The 15,045-nt window shown below is 75.6% G+C and carries 13 protein-coding genes; all 13 read right to left on the bottom strand.

All coding sequences use genetic code 11. From position 1 onward, the window contains the following. Positions 1–60 precede the first annotated feature (60 nt). Positions 61–975: a carboxylating nicotinate-nucleotide diphosphorylase gene (gene nadC / locus AAG589_RS11850; protein ID WP_430567455.1), complete on the bottom strand. Its 915-nt coding sequence runs from the start codon at positions 973–975 to the stop codon at positions 61–63. Between the two features lie 235 nt (positions 976–1,210). Next, the gene (locus tag AAG589_RS11845; protein ID WP_430567454.1) at positions 1,211–2,956 is read right to left on the bottom strand and encodes an L-aspartate oxidase; all 1,746 of its coding nucleotides are present in this window, start codon (positions 2,954–2,956) and stop codon (positions 1,211–1,213) included. A 7-nt stretch (positions 2,957–2,963) separates the two neighbouring features. Further along, entirely contained in the window at positions 2,964–3,377 is a 414-nt protein-coding gene (panD, locus tag AAG589_RS11840; RefSeq protein ID WP_430568016.1) for an aspartate 1-decarboxylase, read from the bottom strand. A gap of 38 nt (positions 3,378–3,415) precedes the next feature. Then, the gene (gene panC, locus AAG589_RS11835; protein ID WP_430567453.1) at positions 3,416–4,345 is read right to left on the bottom strand and encodes a pantoate--beta-alanine ligase; all 930 of its coding nucleotides are present in this window, start codon (positions 4,343–4,345) and stop codon (positions 3,416–3,418) included. Then, complete coding sequence (locus AAG589_RS11830) at positions 4,342–5,337, bottom strand: Rossmann-like and DUF2520 domain-containing protein (RefSeq protein WP_430567452.1); 996 nt, start codon at positions 5,335–5,337, stop codon at positions 4,342–4,344. Before AAG589_RS11830 ends, panC begins: the two co-directional genes overlap by 4 nt. Next, entirely contained in the window at positions 5,334–6,950 is a 1,617-nt protein-coding gene (locus AAG589_RS11825) for a PH domain-containing protein (protein ID WP_430567451.1), read from the bottom strand. Before AAG589_RS11825 ends, AAG589_RS11830 begins: the two co-directional genes overlap by 4 nt. Next, positions 6,947–7,471 (bottom strand): PH domain-containing protein, encoded by a 525-nt coding sequence (locus tag AAG589_RS11820; protein WP_430567450.1) that lies wholly within the window; start codon positions 7,469–7,471, stop codon positions 6,947–6,949. Before AAG589_RS11820 ends, AAG589_RS11825 begins: the two co-directional genes overlap by 4 nt. Positions 7,472–7,613: 142 nt before the next feature. Next, positions 7,614–8,102: a DUF3180 domain-containing protein gene (locus tag AAG589_RS11815; RefSeq protein ID WP_430567449.1), complete on the bottom strand. Its 489-nt coding sequence runs from the start codon at positions 8,100–8,102 to the stop codon at positions 7,614–7,616. A 1-nt stretch (position 8,103) separates the two neighbouring features. Next, positions 8,104–10,101, bottom strand: a complete 1,998-nt coding sequence (gene folK / locus AAG589_RS11810) for a 2-amino-4-hydroxy-6-hydroxymethyldihydropteridine diphosphokinase (protein WP_430567448.1) — start codon at positions 10,099–10,101, stop codon at positions 8,104–8,106. Further along, positions 10,098–11,072 (bottom strand): dihydropteroate synthase, encoded by a 975-nt coding sequence (gene folP / locus AAG589_RS11805; RefSeq protein WP_430567447.1) that lies wholly within the window; start codon positions 11,070–11,072, stop codon positions 10,098–10,100. The genes folK and folP overlap by 4 nt, the downstream gene beginning before the upstream one ends. Before the next feature lie 7 nt (positions 11,073–11,079). Continuing rightward, complete coding sequence (gene folE, locus AAG589_RS11800) at positions 11,080–11,709, bottom strand: GTP cyclohydrolase I FolE (protein ID WP_430567446.1); 630 nt, start codon at positions 11,707–11,709, stop codon at positions 11,080–11,082. Then, the gene (locus AAG589_RS11795; protein WP_430567445.1) at positions 11,706–12,902 is read right to left on the bottom strand and encodes a glycosyltransferase; all 1,197 of its coding nucleotides are present in this window, start codon (positions 12,900–12,902) and stop codon (positions 11,706–11,708) included. The genes folE and AAG589_RS11795 overlap by 4 nt, the downstream gene beginning before the upstream one ends. Before the next feature lie 37 nt (positions 12,903–12,939). Next, on the bottom strand, positions 12,940–15,012 hold the full coding sequence (gene ftsH / locus AAG589_RS11790) for an ATP-dependent zinc metalloprotease FtsH (protein WP_430567444.1): 2,073 nt from the start codon (positions 15,010–15,012) through the stop codon (positions 12,940–12,942). Positions 15,013–15,045: the final 33 nt, after the last annotated feature.

Raw genomic sequence — 15,045 nt, 5'->3', positions numbered from 1 at the left:
GCACCTCACACCCGCGCGCCGGGGTCGGACGGCGTCGGACCGGTCGGGATGCCGCGGGGGTCACGCGCGCAGGTCGAGCGCGAGGTCGAGGATCGGCGCCGAGTGCGTCAGCGCGCCGACCGACAGGTAGTCGACGCCCGTGCCCGCGACCTCGCGCGCCCGGTCGAGGGTGAGGTTGCCGGTCGCCTCCAGCTCGACGTGCGCGGGCACGCCGTCCCGGCCCTGCCGCCCGCGCACCGCGGCGACGGTCGCGGCGAGGACGGGCGTGGGCATGTTGTCGAGCAGCAGGAAGTCCGCGCCGGCGTCGAGCGCCTCCATCGCCTGGTCGGTGGTGTCGGCCTCGACCTGCACCAGCACGTCGGGGAAGGTGCGGCGGACCGCGTCGATCGCGCCGCGCACCGATCCCGCGGCCACGACGTGGTTGTCCTTCACCATCGCGACGTCGTGCAAGCCCATGCGCTTGTTGGTGCCGCCGCCCGCGCGGACGGCGTACTTCTCCAGGGCGCGCAGGCCCGGCGTCGTCTTGCGGGTGTCGAGCACCTGGGCGCCCGTGCCCGCGAGCTCGCGCGACCAGGCCGCCGTCGCCGTCGCGACGCCCGACGCCCGGGACGCCAGGTTGAGCAGCGTGCGCTCCGCGACGAGCAGCACCTGCACCGACCCGGCGAGGGACGCCAGCACCTGCCCCGCGGCGACCGCGTCGCCGTCCTGCGCGTGGAACGTCACGCTCGGGGCGGGCAGCCCGAGGCGCGCCGCCACCTGGCGCAGCACCTCCGCCACCACGACCAGCCCGGCGACCGTCCCCGCGGACCGGGCCACGAGGTCCGCGGTGCCCGTGGCCGACGCCGGCACCGTGGCCTGCGTCGTGACGTCGCGGCCCGGCGCGGCGCCGAGGTCCTCGTCCAGCGCCGTCTCGACGACGCGGGCCACCCATGCGCCGTCCAGCCCGGGCTCGACGGCGGAGGGGAGGTCGTGCACCGGAAGGTCCGAACCCGAGGTCTGAGGAAGGTCGGTCGCGCTCACGGGGCGCAACGCTACCGCCCGCGAGGTAGTCCGGAACCTGCCGAGGTAGTCCGGAACCTGCCGAGGTAGTCCGTGACACGGAGTCACGAACTACCTCGTGGAGATTCGAACTACCTCGGCAGATCTCGAACTACCTCGCGAGACCCGGAACTACCTCGGCACGGTTGGAACTACCTCGCGAGACCCGGGACTACCTCGCGGGGACGGGGACCACCTCGCGGAGGGCGCCGTCGTCGTCGAGGGCGAGGGTGACGCGGCGCCGCCAGGCCGGGTCGGGCGCGGGGAAGTCGGTGCGGAAGTGGCCGCCGCGCGACTCCTCGCGCAGGGCGGCGGCGTGCACCAGCGCGCTGGCGACCTGGTGCACGGCGGTCGTCTCCCACTCCGCGGCCTGCGGGTCCGCGACGACGTCGGCGGCGCGGTGGGCGTCGGTCCGCACGCCGGCGAGCACACCGGCGGCGCGCTCGAGCGACGCGGCGGACCGCACGGGGCCGGCGCCCTCCGACGTCGCGCGCTGCACGCGCGACCGGGCCGCGGCCGCGACGAGCGCCGTCGGTCCGGGTCGCTCCTCGGGCTCCGGGGCGCGGCGCGGTCCGCCGTCGGCGACCTGCCGCGCGACGTCGCGCGCGGCGCGGTGCGCGAAGACCAGGCCCTCGAGCAGCGAGTTGGACGCGAGCCGGTTGGCGCCGTGCACGCCCGTGCACGCCACCTCCCCGACCGCGTACAGCCCCGGCACCGAGGTGCGGCCGCTCGGGTCGGTCACGACGCCGCCCGAGTGGTAGTGCTGGGCTGGCGCCACCGGCACCGGCTCCTCGGTCCAGTCGATACCCTGCGCCAGCAGGCGGGCCGTGATGGTCGGGAACCGGCGGCGCAGGAAGTCGCCGCCCAGGTGGCGGGCGTCCAGCAGCACGTGGTCGGCGCTCGTGGCGGCCAGCTGCCGCACGATGGCGTGCGCGACGACGTCCCGCGGCGCCAGCTCGGCCAGCTCGTGCTGGCCCGGCATGAAGCGGTAGCCGTCGACGTCGAGCAGCAGCGCGCCCTCGCCGCGCACGGCCTCGCTGATGAGCGGCAGCTGCCCCTTGGCCCCCATGCCCTGCCACAGGACGGTGGGGTGGAACTGGACGAACTCCAGGTCGCCCACGGCGGCCCCCGCACGCAGCGCGGCGGCGATGCCGTCGCCGGTCGCGCCGGGCGGGTTGGTCGACGAGCGGAAGACCTGCCCGATGCCGCCGGTCGCCAGCACCACGGCGGGCGCCAGCGCGGCGCCCACGCCGTCGCGGCTGCCCGCGCCGCGCACGTGCAGGGTGACGCCGGCGACGGGCCTCGACGGGCTCGCCGAGCGATCGGGGTCACCGGGTCGCGACAGGCTCGACCAGCGGGAGTCGGGGTCGGGGGCGCCCGTGAGGACGTCGAGGACCAGCGCGTTCTCGATCACCTCGATGCCCGGGTCGTCGCGCACCGCCTCGATCTGCGCCACCAGCGCGCGGGAGATCTCGGCGCCCGTCGCGTCGCCGCCGGCGTGCACGATCCGGTCGGCGCGGTGCCCGCCCTCCCGGGTGAGCGCGATGCCGCCGTCCGGGCCGACGTCGAACGCCGTGCCGCGGGCCACGAGCTCGCGCACCCGGTCCGGCCCCTCGGTGACGAGGACCCGCACGGCCTCCGGGTCGCTCAGCCCGCCGCCCGCCGCGAGCGTGTCGGTGAGGTGCGCGTCCGGGGTGTCGTCGGGGTGCAGCGCCGCCGCGACGCCGCCCTGCGCCCACACCGTGGAGCCCGACGACAGCGCGCCCTTGGTCACCAGCAGCACCCGCGGCACCCGCGAGCGCAGCTCCAGGGCGGCGGTCAGCCCGGCGATGCCGGAGCCGACGACGATCGCGTCGGCGGACGTCGTCCAGCCGGGGGCGGGGGCGGCGAGCGCGCGGGCCAGCCGCGGCCCGTTCACGAACGAGTCACCGGACGGCCGCGAAGGGCACGCCGCTGGAGGACAGCCCGAAGCCGTCGGGCACCTGGCCCGGGTCGTCGTCGAGCTGGACGATGCGGTTCTCCGGGTCGACGAACACGACGGCGGGCGAGTACGTGCGCGCGTCCGCGTCCGACATCGTGCCGTAGGCGATGACGATGACCGTGTCGCCGGGGTGCACCAGGTGCGCGGCCGCGCCGTTGATGCTCACCTGGCGGCCGCCGCGCTCGCCCGGGATGACGTAGGTCGTGAGGCGGGCGCCGTTGGTGACGTCCACCACGTCGACCTGCTGGCCGGGGTAGAGGTCGGCCGCGTCGAGGAGGTCGGCGTCGATGGTGATCGAGCCGACGTAGTGCAGGTCCGCCTGCGTCACCGTGGCGCGGTGGATCTTGCCGATCATCATCGGCCGCTGCAGGGAGGCGGGGCGGTTCGCGTGCTCAGTCACTGGCGTTCTCCTGTGGGTTCCGCGCCGTCGGCGGGGCTGCCGGCGAGGTCCACGGCCTGGTTGTCGATCAGTCGGGTGGCGCCCGTACGCGCCGCCACGAGGAGGAGGGCGGGGCCGCGGAAGTCCGCGGGCACCGGGTCCACGGTAGTCGGGTCGACGAGTGCGAGGTAATCCACCTCAACGCCCGCCGCCCCGTCCAGGATTCCCGTGGCCGCCTCCAGCACCGCCGTCGCGCCCTCGCCGGCGGCGTCGGCGCCCGCCCGCAGCGCGCGCGACAGGGCCAGGGCGGAGGCGCGCTCGTCGTCCGAGAGGTACGCGTTGCGCGACGACAGCGCGAGCCCGTCCTCGTCCCGCACGATCGGCACGCCGAGCACCTCGACGTCCACGTCCAGGTCGCGCACCATCCGGCGCACCGCGAGCAGCTGCTGGGCGTCCTTCTCCCCGAACAGGGCGACGTCGGGGCGCGTCAGGTGCATGAGCTTGAGCACCACGGTGAGCACGCCGTCGAGGTGCCCGGGGCGCGTCTCGCCCTCCAGCACCTCCCCGATCCGGCCCGCCGAGACCCGCACGATCGGGTCGCCGTCGGGGTAGACGACGTCGGGTGTGGGCGCGAAGACCACGTCCGCGCCGACGCTCGCCAGCTTCGCGACGTCGCCGTCCAGGTCGCGCGGGTAGCGGTCCAGGTCCTCCCCCGCCCCGAACTGCAGCGGGTTCACGAAGATCGTCACGATCACCTGACCGGTGGGGCCGGCGGCCTCGCGGGCCTCCCGCACCAGCTGGAGGTGCCCCTCGTGCAGGGCGCCCATCGTCATGACGACGGCGCGCCGGTCCGTGGGCTCCGGGCCGGACAGCGTCCACGCCGCGAGCGCGTCGTGCAGGTCCGCCCGGGTGCTCACGACGGCGGGCACGTGCGGGGTGGTGGTCATCGGGGCTCCTGCGGGTCGTCGGGGTGGGACGCGGCCGGCGGCGCGAGGGCGTCGAGCAGCTCGCGGGCCGCGCGGTCGTCGATGCGGTGGGCCGCCAGGGCGCGGCTCGTCGCGCCGCGCGCGAGCTCGGTGTACGACGCCGGGACGTCGGTGGCGCCGGTCTCGGCGGCCAGGGCCCGCAGGGCGTCGAGGTGCGTGCGCACCGTGCCGACGTCGCCGCGCGACACCGGGCCGGTGAGGGCCGTGACCGCCCCGGGGCCGTCGGCCACGTCCGCGGCGCGCGTCGCGCCGTCGAGCGCGGCGGACAGGAGCGGCGCCAGCGCCCGGCCCGGCTGCTCGACGCCGGCCGCCGCGAGCGCCTGCGCGGCCTGCGCCACGAGCACCACCAGGTGGTTCGCGCCGTGCGCGAGGGCCGCGTGGTAGAGCCCGCGGGCCTCCTCCGCGACGATCACCGGCTCCCCGCCGACCTCGACGACGAGCGCCTGCCCGATCGGCTGCACGGCCGCCGGCGCGGTGACCGCGAACGTGCACCCCTCCAGCCGGTGCAGGTCCAGGGAGGTGCCCGAGAACGTCATCGCCGGGTGCAGCGCCACCGGGATGGCGCCGGCCTTCCGCGCCGGGTCGAGCACGCCCACGCCGTACCGCCCCGACGTGTGGACCACGAGCTGCCCGGGCTGCCACGCGCCGAGCGCCGCCAGGCCGATCACGACCTCCGCCAGCGCGTCGTCGGGCACCGCGAGCAGCACCATCTCGGCGCGCTCGACGACGTCGGGCACCTCGAGGTGCGGGACGCCGGGCAGCAGCGTCGCGATCCGCTCGCGCGACTCCTCGCTGACCCCGCTCGCGCCCACCACCGTGTGACCCGCCGCGCGCAGCGCGCTGCCCAGCACGGCGCCCACGCGGCCCGCGCCGACGACGCCGACGCCGAGCCGGCCCGGGCGCGCGGACGGCGGGCCGGACGCCGCCGGGCGGCCGTCGTCGGGCGCGCTCATCCTCGTCCCTCCGTCTGCCCCTCCATCTGCCCCTCCATCCAGCGCTCCGGCCCGGCGTGCGCGCGGGCCGCGCGGGCGCGGGTGGACTGCTCGCCGAGCAGGCGCGCGGCCTCGTCCTCGGCGAGGTGGTGGACGGCCGGGCTGATCGGGCCCGGCGTCGAGTGCAGCACGAACGACGCGAGACCGCGCCGGCGCTGCCACGGCCCCTGCTCGATCCCGAGGGACTGGGTGCGCTCGTGCGGCACCACCTCGAGGTGGCGCACGAACCGGCCGCCGCGCGCCAGCAGGGCGCGCCCCGTGACGGCGTACCCGTTGCGGCGCCAGCTCCACGGGTCGAGCAGGCGGGCCCGCCGCGGGCTGGTGACGAACCAGCGGTCGGTGCGGGCGTCGCCGGTGAGGGCCTCGTCGAGCAGCGCCAGCGTGTCGTCGGGGTCGGAGACCTCGAGGTCGGGCAGCACCAGCCACAGGGCGGTGAGCGCCTCCTCGCGGGGCCCGACCGGGAGCAGCACGTGCTGCTGCTCCCCCTCCTGGCCGTCGCCGCCGCCGTACCCGGCCACGTTGACCTTGACGCGCCACCAGTCCGGCCCGCGCCACAGCGGGCCCTGGGTGAGCGACACCGCCTGCACGCGGCCGGGCGGGATGGTCTGCGCGCGCGTCTCCAGCAGGCCGTGCCGCAGCCGGATGCCGTCCGGGGACAGCGCCGCGCGGAACCCGAACTCGCCCGCGAAGCGCTGGAAGATGTACCCGCCGACGCCGAGGATCGCGGGCAGCGACGAGAACAGGATGCTCAGCTCGCGGGTGATGGCGACCGCCACCCCCACGCCGATCAGCACCAGGACCCCGAGCCACACGCCCGGCATCCGCAGCAGCGACAGCAGCAGGCGCGTCGGCGGCACCTCGTACACCTGGCGCTCCGGGGCCTCCGGGACGACGTCGTCGGTGGATCCGCTGGTCGAGCCCGTCGAGACCCGTTCCCCGACGGCCGGGGTCTCGACAGGCTCGACCGGCGCATCGGCCTCGACGGGCTCGACCGACGGGGCAGGCCGGTCGCCGCGGCGGGCGGCCTTGACCCCCGCCGCGCGCGCGAGCAGGTCGGCGCGCAGGCGCTGCGCGTCCGCCTCCTTGAGGAACCCGATGGCCACGCCCGAGTCAGAGCCGCCGGCCACCTCCAGCCGGAGCTCCGCGAGCCCGAACAGCCGCGCGAGCAGCGGCTGGCGCACGTCGATCGCCTGCAGGCGGTCGAGGCGGGCGTGCCGCTGCTGCCGGAACAGGATGCCCTTGCGCAGGTGCACGGCGTCGTCGTCCACGGCGTACGCCGTCATGCGCCACGCCAGCGCCGCGTACCCGAAGATGATGCCGACGAGCACCACCAGCGCGAGCAGCACCACCCACCACAGGCTGCGGATCGAGTCGGCGGCCTTGATCGCGTTCGACACGTCGTCGAGCACCTGCTGGCCGCCGATGACGAGGATCGCCACGACCGCCGCCCAGCCCCGCACGAACGGGGTGACCGGGTGGACGCGGCGCCACTCCTGCTCGCGCCGGGCCGCGACCTGCGGTTCGCCCGTGCCCGCGTCGGCGGCCGCCGTCGGGTCGGGGGTCGGCTCGCTCACAGGCCCGCCAGCCTCGCCTCGCCCCGCGCGGTGAGGCGGTCGCGCAGGCGCTCCGCCTCGTCCGGCACCAGGCCGGGGATGTCGGCGTCGGTGCCCGCCGACGCGGTGTGCAGCTGCACCTTCGCGATCCCGAGCTTGCGGTCCAGCGGGCCGGCCTCGACGTCGACGTACTGCATGCGCCCGTACGGCACGACGACGAGCGTGCGGAACATGATGCCCTTGCGGATCAGGAGGTCGTCGTCGCGCTCCGCGTAGCCGATCGCGCGGACCTGGCGCGGCACGAGCAGCAGCGCCCACACCAGCAGCGCCGCCGGGACCCCGGCCAGCAGCCAGAACCACGGTGAGACGAGGACGGCGAGCACGACGCCGGCGACGATCGGCACGGCCAGGGTCACGGCGGTCGAGATCAGCCGCGCCGGGACGAGCCGCGGCGAGACGCGCTGCCACGCGACGTCCGGCGGGTCGAAGGGACCGGTCGGCCGCGTGGTCGACGGGTCGGCGCCCGCGGGGATGCTGGTCATGGAGCCCATCCTTCCATCCGGGGCCTCACCGGCCACATCGTCCGACCGGCTCTCGCGCGCCGTCCCGCCTCCGCCTTCCGGACGATGTCGCTCACGTGCCGGTCAGATGCCGGTCAGATGCCGGGCGGACGCCGGTCGTCGGTCACGAGGGCAGCGGGTCCGCGTGCTCCTCGGTGTCCCCGCCGTCGGCGTCGTCCGAGGGCGGCAGCTGGCAGAACTTCTCCACCACCAGCCCCACCACGCAGAGGACCACCGCGCACGCCGCGGCGATGCCGGCGGCGACCGCCTGGTCGCGGCGCGCCTCGATCTGCAGCTGCCCCAGGACCACGAGCACGCTCGCGACGTACCGCCCGGCGAGCAGCGCGCCGGTCAGCGCGCCGGCCTTGGCCAGCACGAACGTGCGGGCCGCGCGCAGCGGGTCGAGGTCCGGGCGGTCGCCCTTCTGGTAGGCGCGCACCGCCCAGCCCATCCAGAAGATGACGCCGGCCAGCGCGAGCATCGCGACGTCCTCGACCCACGCGACGCCCGGCAGGTAGACACCGCGCGACTCGAGCAGCCGGAGCAGCCCGGCGCCGCCGACCGCCACCACGGCGGCGACGGCGACGAGCAGGCGGACCGAGGTGCGGCGCATCTCAGCGGCCGTCCTCCCCGAACCGCTCCTGCGGCGCGGTGCGACCGGGCAGCTGGCCCGGGTACGCCTCGGGCTGCGGGGCGAACGGGTCGGGGAAGGCCGGCAGGTCGGCGGCGGGCTCGGGTGCGGGCGGCACCGGCGCGTGCGGCGCCGGGGCCGGGGCCGGCGGGGCGAACGACGACACGGTGGGCGGCGCCGCCGGACCGTCCGGCTCGTCCGACGGGTCGGCGGGCGCGGGGAACGGGCTCGCGGGCGCCGGCGCGTGCGGGTGCTCGGGCGCGTCGCCCACGGGCTCCGCAGGAGCCGGCGCGGGAGACCCCACGGGGGCGAACGGCCGGGGCAGCACCGGCTGGTCCGGGTCCGGCCCGAACGGGTCCGGCACGACGGCACGCGGCTCCGCGGGCGGGTCCTCGCGGCGCGGCTCCGGGACGGTCGGCGGCTCCACCGTCGGCGGCTCGACCACCGGCGGTTCGACCACCGAGGGCTCGGCGACCGGCGGCTCCGCGGCCGGCGGTACCGGCGTGTACGGCTCGACGGCCGGGCTGCCGCCCGACGTCGGCTCGACGGGCTGCGCCGCCGGGTCGTAGGACTCCGGGGCGTAGGGCTCGGACGCGTACACCTCCGGGGCGTACGGCTCCGGGGCGTACGGCTCCGGCGCCGAGGGCTCGGGCGCGTACGCCTCAGGGGCGTAGGCCTCCGGGGCGTAGGCCTCGGGCGCCGCCGACTCCTGCGCGTCGCTGCCGGGCTCGTGGACGGGCTCGTGGACGGGCTCGGCCGGCGCGGACTGCGGCACCGGCGTGGACGGCGCCGGGTCGGCCGCCGCGGCGGAGACCTGGCCGGTGCTCTGCGTGGGCCCGGTCAGCCAGTCGAGCGCGAGCCAGCGGATGCCGCCGCGGTCGGGGGCTGTCACGGCGAGCTGCCCGACCAGGCCGCCGCCGGGGCCGCCGAGCAGCGCGTCCGGCGCGACCTCCGCCCACGGCACCAGCACGAAGGCCCGCTCCTGCGCGCGCGGGTGCGGCAGCTCGAGGTCGGGCGCCGCCGCGACGAGCGACCCGTACTGGACGATGTCGACGTCGAGCGTGCGCGGCCCCCAGCGCTCCTCGCGGACGCGGCCGTGCTGGGCCTCCACCTGCTGCGTGCTGCGCAGCAGGTCGCGCGGCGACAGCGTGGTCCGCACGACCAGGACAGCGTTGAGGTAGTCCGGCTGCTCCGGCCCGCCGACCGCGGCCGTGCGGGCGAGCGGCGAGACCTCCATGACCTGCACGCCCGGCAGGCGGTCGACGTCCGTCACGGCCTGCCGCAGCGTCACCTGTGCGTCGCCGAGGTTCGCGCCCAGCGCCAGCACCGCCTCGACCGGCTCGGCGGGCGTCGTGTCGAGCGGGTCCACCGGGGGCTGCGGCGCGGGGGCCTCGACGGCCTCGACCGCGGCGGCGACCGGCTCGACCGGTGCGGCCGCGGCGACGGGAGCCGGCGGGACCGGTGCGTGGGCCTCGGCGGGCTCGACCGCCGAGACGGGCGGGACCGGTGCGTGGGCCTCGACAGGCTCGACCGCCGAGAGCGCGGCGTCGTCGGGCGCGAAGGCCTCGACCACCGGGGGCCGCGCACGGTCACGACGCACCACGATCGCGACGTCGTCGAACGGGACCGGGATGGGCGCCTGCGGCTTGTGCACCCGCACGTCGACCGCCTGCACGGCCTCGCGGCTGAGCACCGCGGCGGCGATCCGCTCGGCGACGGTCTCCACGAGGTCGGCCGGAGAGCCCGCGAGGACGTCGTGCACGTCCTGCGCCACGTCCGCGTAGCTCACGGTGCGATCGAGGTCGTCCGACGACGCGGCGGCGCGCGTGTCCAGGTGCAGCACGACGTCGGCGCTGAACACCTGGCCGTCGGCGCGCTCGTGGGCGAGCACGCCGTGGTGCCCCGTCGCCGTGACGCCGGCGAGGCGGATCTGGTCGAGCGGCTGTCCGTCCGGTCCCGGTACGGCTGCGGCGAACGTCACGAGAGGCCCTCCTTGGTGGCGGCGGTTCCTGCCCCGCCCACGGCTTCGGTGCGGTGCGCCGGTGCGGTCATCCCGGCATCCTCCACGTCGACGGCCGCCGACGTCCAGGCGTCCGCGACCCGGACGGCGTCCGCGCTGGCGCGGACGGCGTGCACCCGCACGGCCCACGCGCCGGCGGCGGCGGACAGCGCGGAGATCGCGGCGGTGGCGTCGTCGCGCTCGAGCGGCGGCGCGGGCTCGTCGGCGGGCAGGCCGCGCGTGCCCTCGAGCAGGTGCCCCAGGAAGCGTTTGCGCGACGCGCCGACGAGCACCGGCCGGCCGAGGGAGTGCAGGGCGTCGAGGTGCGCGAGGATCGGCCAGTTGAGCACCCCGGCCTTCGAGAAGCCCAGGCCCGGGTCGAGCACGAGCTGCTCCGGGTCCACGCCGACCGCGACCAGCGAGTCCATGCGGGCCGCGAGCTCGTCGCGCACCTCCGCGACGACGTCCTCGTAGACCTCGAGGCTGTCCATGACGTCCGCGTGGCCGCGCCAGTGCATCGCGACGTACGCCACGCCGGTCTCCGCCACGACGTGCCCCATCCGCGGGTCGGCGTAGCTGCCCGAGACGTCGTTGACGATCCGCGCGCCCGCCGCGACGGCGGCCTCGGCGACGGAGGCCCGGGTCGTGTCGACCGACACCACCGCGCCGTGCGCCGCGAGCCGCTCGATGACGGGCACGACGCGGCGCAGCTCCTCCGCCTCGTCGACGCGCGCGGCGCCCGGCCGTGTCGACTCGCCGCCGACGTCCAGGATCTCCGCGCCCTCGGCCAGCAGGTCGAGGCCGTGCCGCACGCCCGCGTCGGCGTCGAACCAGCGGCCCCCGTCGGAGAACGAGTCGGGCGTGATGTTCACGACGCCCATGACGAGGCACCGGCCCACGCCCGACAGCTCCGGGAGCCCGGCGACCACCGCGTCGCGCGGGTGCGCGGTCATGCGCAGGTCACCGCCCCATGACGAGGCTCATAGCCTCGGCGCGGGTGGTGGCCGAGCTCTGCATGATGCCGCGCACCGCCGACGTGACGGTCCGCGACCCGGGCTTGCGCACCCCGCGCATCGACATGCACAGGTGCTCGCACTCCACCACGACGAGGACGCCGCGCGGCTCGAGGATGCGCACCATCGCGTCGGCGACCTGCGTCGTCAGGCGCTCCTGCACCTGCGGGCGCCGGGCGTACACCTCCACGAGCCGCGCGATCTTGGACAGGCCCGTGATCCGCCCGTCCTCGCTGGGGATGTAGCCCACGTGCGCGACGCCGTGGAACGGCACCAGGTGGTGCTCGCACGTCGAGTACACCTCGATGTCCCGCACGAGCACCATCTCCTCGTGCCCGATGTCGAACGTGGTGGTGAGCACGTCCTCGGGCTCCTGGCGCAGCCCGGCGAAGATCTCCTGGTAGGCACGCGCCACCCGGGCGGGCGTGTCCCGCAGGCCCTCGCGGTCCGGGTCCTCCCCCACCGCGAGCAGCAGCTCGCGCACCGCCGCCTCCGCCCGGGCCGCGTCGTACTCAGGCACGTCGGCGGCACGACGCTCCGGCTCGGAGACGGCACGGGTGATCGGAGACTCGCTCATCGGGATCCTTGGGGAGGGGTGACGGTGCTCGGCGACGAGCCTATCCCGCGCGCCGTGCCCGACGTCGGCGCGCGTCGGGGCTCGGCGCTCCCGCCGGTGGTCGGCCGGGGGCGGGTGGCCAGCCACAGCCGTCGCGGCAGCGACACCACGGCTCCGAGGCTGCGCGTCTCGGCGACCGCCCGGCCGAACCGGAAGGACCTCGACCCCCGGACGTCGCGGAGCTCGCCCCTGGTCCGGGCGAGCGCCTCCTGCGTCCTCGCCAGCTGCTGCCGCAGGGCCCGGTCCTGCTTCCGCTCGCGCGCGAGCGCGGCCTCGACGGCGCGGTGGCGCCGCAGCGCCCGGCGTGCGACGGCGTCGAGGATCTCGTGCACGGGCAGGACGGGCAGCCCTTCCAGGGCGGCGAGCCCCACGTGCGGGAAGTGCTCGTGCAGCAGCTCGGCCGTCCGGTCGCCGGCGCGCCGGTGGTCGAGCAGCTTCTTGAGCCGGCCGAGCTCCGTGCCGTTGACCTGGCTGTCGTTGAGACCGTGGCGGAACGCGATCCAGGCCGGGGTCTCCACCTCGTGGAACACCGGCCCGGACGGGGCGTCGTGCCGGCCGAGGTCGAAGACGTTCCGGACGCGCGCGCCGCCGGTCACGACGCCCAGGCCGTACGCGTTCAGCGGGTCCTCCTGCTCGTGCGCCCCGAAGGAGTCGTCGCCCAGGCGGGCCACGACGAACCCCTTGTTCATCGACACGACGGTGCCGTCCGGGACCGTCTCGCAGATCTGCTCGACGCGCTGCAGGAAGTCGACCGACAGCACGTCGTCGTCGTCATAGCGATACGAGAAGAGGCGTCCCCCCGCGGCGACGTCCGCGAGGACCGGGTCGACCCGACCGCCGATGGTGTCGTCGTCCTGGAGCTCCACCACCCGCAGCCGCGGGACGCCGGCGCACAGCTCGGCGAGCCTGCCCCGGTACGGCTGCGGCAGGTCGTGGCTCACGAGCACCAGCCCGTGCGACCGGTCGTCCCGCTCGGCGAGCACCCGGTAGGTGGGCAGGCAGAACGTCTCGAAGGTGGCCAGCTTGGCCCCGAGCCTGCCGGGATCGAAGACGACCCGCTTGGCCTCCTCGAGGGTCAGGTGCGCCGTGGCGTTGAAGTGCCGCAGCGTCGTGGAGGTCACCAGGTTGAACCGCGTGATCCCGACGAACTGCATGCGTGCGCCTCCTCGTGGACGCCTCAGGGACGCGTCGTCACCGGTGGTCGCCCGCCGCCGGGGGCTCGCTGTCCGTCCCGACGCCGGGGCCGGCCTCCTGCAGGTCGCTCTCGTTGCCCACGATGGCGGCCTCGTCCTGCGGCACGACGGGCTGCCCGTTGCCGTTGGAGGCGGCGCGCTCGGCGTCGGTCATGATGGGGCCGCGCGTGTGCACGGTGCGCTGCTCGCTCGACAGCCACACGTCACGCGGGTCGCGCTTCACCACCGGGGCGAACACCTCGGCCAGCTCGTTCTGGTTGAGCGTCTCCTTCTCCAGCAGGCGCAGCACCAGGTCGTCGAGCACGTCGCGGTACTGGGTGAGCACCTGCCACGCCTCGTCGTGCGCCGCCTCGATGAGCTTGCGCACCTCGTGGTCAACCGTGCCGGCGACGGCCTCGGAGTAGTCGCGTGTGTGTCCCATGTCGCGCCCCATGAAGGGCTCGCCCGAGCCGGTGCCGAGCTTGATGGCGCCGACCTTCTCGCTCATGCCGTACTCGGTGACCATCTTGCGGGCGATCGAGCTGGCCTTCTCGATGTCGTTGCTCGCGCCGGTGGTCGGGTCGTGGAAGACGATCTCCTCGGCCACGCGGCCGCCCATCGCGTAGGCGAGCTGGTCGAGCAGCTCGTTGCGGGTGGTGGAGTACTTGTCCTCCATCGGCATCACCATCGTGTAGCCGAGGGCCCGGCCGCGCGGCAGGATCGTCACCTTGGTGACGGGGTCCGTGTACCGCATGGCCGCCGCGACCAGGGCGTGCCCGCCCTCGTGGTACGCGGTGATCTTCTGCTCCTTGACCTGCATCACGCGGGTGCGCTTCTGCGGCCCGGCGATGACGCGGTCGATCGCCTCGTCCAGCGCGCGGTCGTCGATGAGCTGGGCGCCGCTGCGCGCGGTGAGCAGCGCGGCCTCGTTGAGGACGTTCGCCAGGTCGGCGCCGGTGAAGCCCGGGGTCCGCCGCGCGACGACGGCCAGGTCGATGCTCTCGACCATCGGCTTGCCCTGCGCGTGCACCTTGAGGATGTGCTCGCGGCCCTTGAGGTCCGGGGCCTCGACGGCGACCTGCCGGTCGAAGCGGCCCGGGCGCAGCAGCGCCGGGTCGAGGATGTCGGGGCGGTTGGTCGCGGCGATGAGGATGACGTTGGTCTTGACGTCGAAGCCGTCCATCTCGACGAGCATCTGGTTCAGCGTCTGCTCGCGCTCGTCGTGCCCGCCGCCCATGCCGGCGCCGCGGTGGCGGCCGACGGCGTCGATCTCGTCGACGAAGATGATCGCCGGCGAGTTGTTCTTCGCCTGCTCGAACAGGTCGCGCACGCGGGAGGCGCCGACGCCGACGAACATCTCGACGAAGTCCGAGCCGGAGATCGAGTAGAACGGCACCCCGGCCTCGCCGGCGACGGCGCGCGCGAGGAGGGTCTTGCCGGTGCCGGGCGGGCCGTACAGCAGCACGCCCTTGGGGATCTTGGCGCCCACGGCCTGGAACTTCGCCGGGTCCGCGAGGAACTCCTTGATCTCCTGGAGCTCCTCGACCGCCTCGTCCACGCCGGCGACGTCGGCGAACGTCACCTGCGGCATGTCCTTGCTGATGAGCTTGGCCTTGGACTTGCCGAAGCCCATGACGCCGTTGCGCCCGCCGCCCTGCGCCCTCGACAGGATGAACCAGAAGACCACGCCGATGATGAGGAACGGGATGAGGAACCCGAGGATCGAGCTCCAGAAGCTGGGCTGCGGGTTCTCGGAGTCGAAGCCCTTCGGGGGGTCCGCCTTCTCGACGGCCGTCACGACGGCGTCGCCCTGCGGCTGGACGTAGAAGAACTCGACCTTCGTGCCGTGGTCCTGCTCGCTCTCGGTGCCCGCGCCCGTGACGTACTTCTCGCTCAGCTCCAGCTCGACGCGCTGCTCCCCGTCCACGACGAGGGCATGGTCGACCGTGTCGCCGGCGAGCAGCTCGAGCCCCTGGGAGGTCTCGATCCGCGACACCCGCTCGGTGTTGAACGCGCTGAAGGCCAGCGAGACGAGCAGCAGGCCGACCACGATCCAGATGATCGGGCCGCTCAGGATCTTCTTGATGTTCATCGGCGACGGGGACGGCGCCCCGCTTCCCTTCCG

This window comes from Isoptericola sp. F-RaC21, assembly GCF_038593535.1.
GTDB lineage: Bacteria > Actinomycetota > Actinomycetes > Actinomycetales > Cellulomonadaceae > Isoptericola.
Note: the sequence above shows the minus strand (reverse complement) of the source record. Positions and strands in the feature narration are given on the sequence as shown.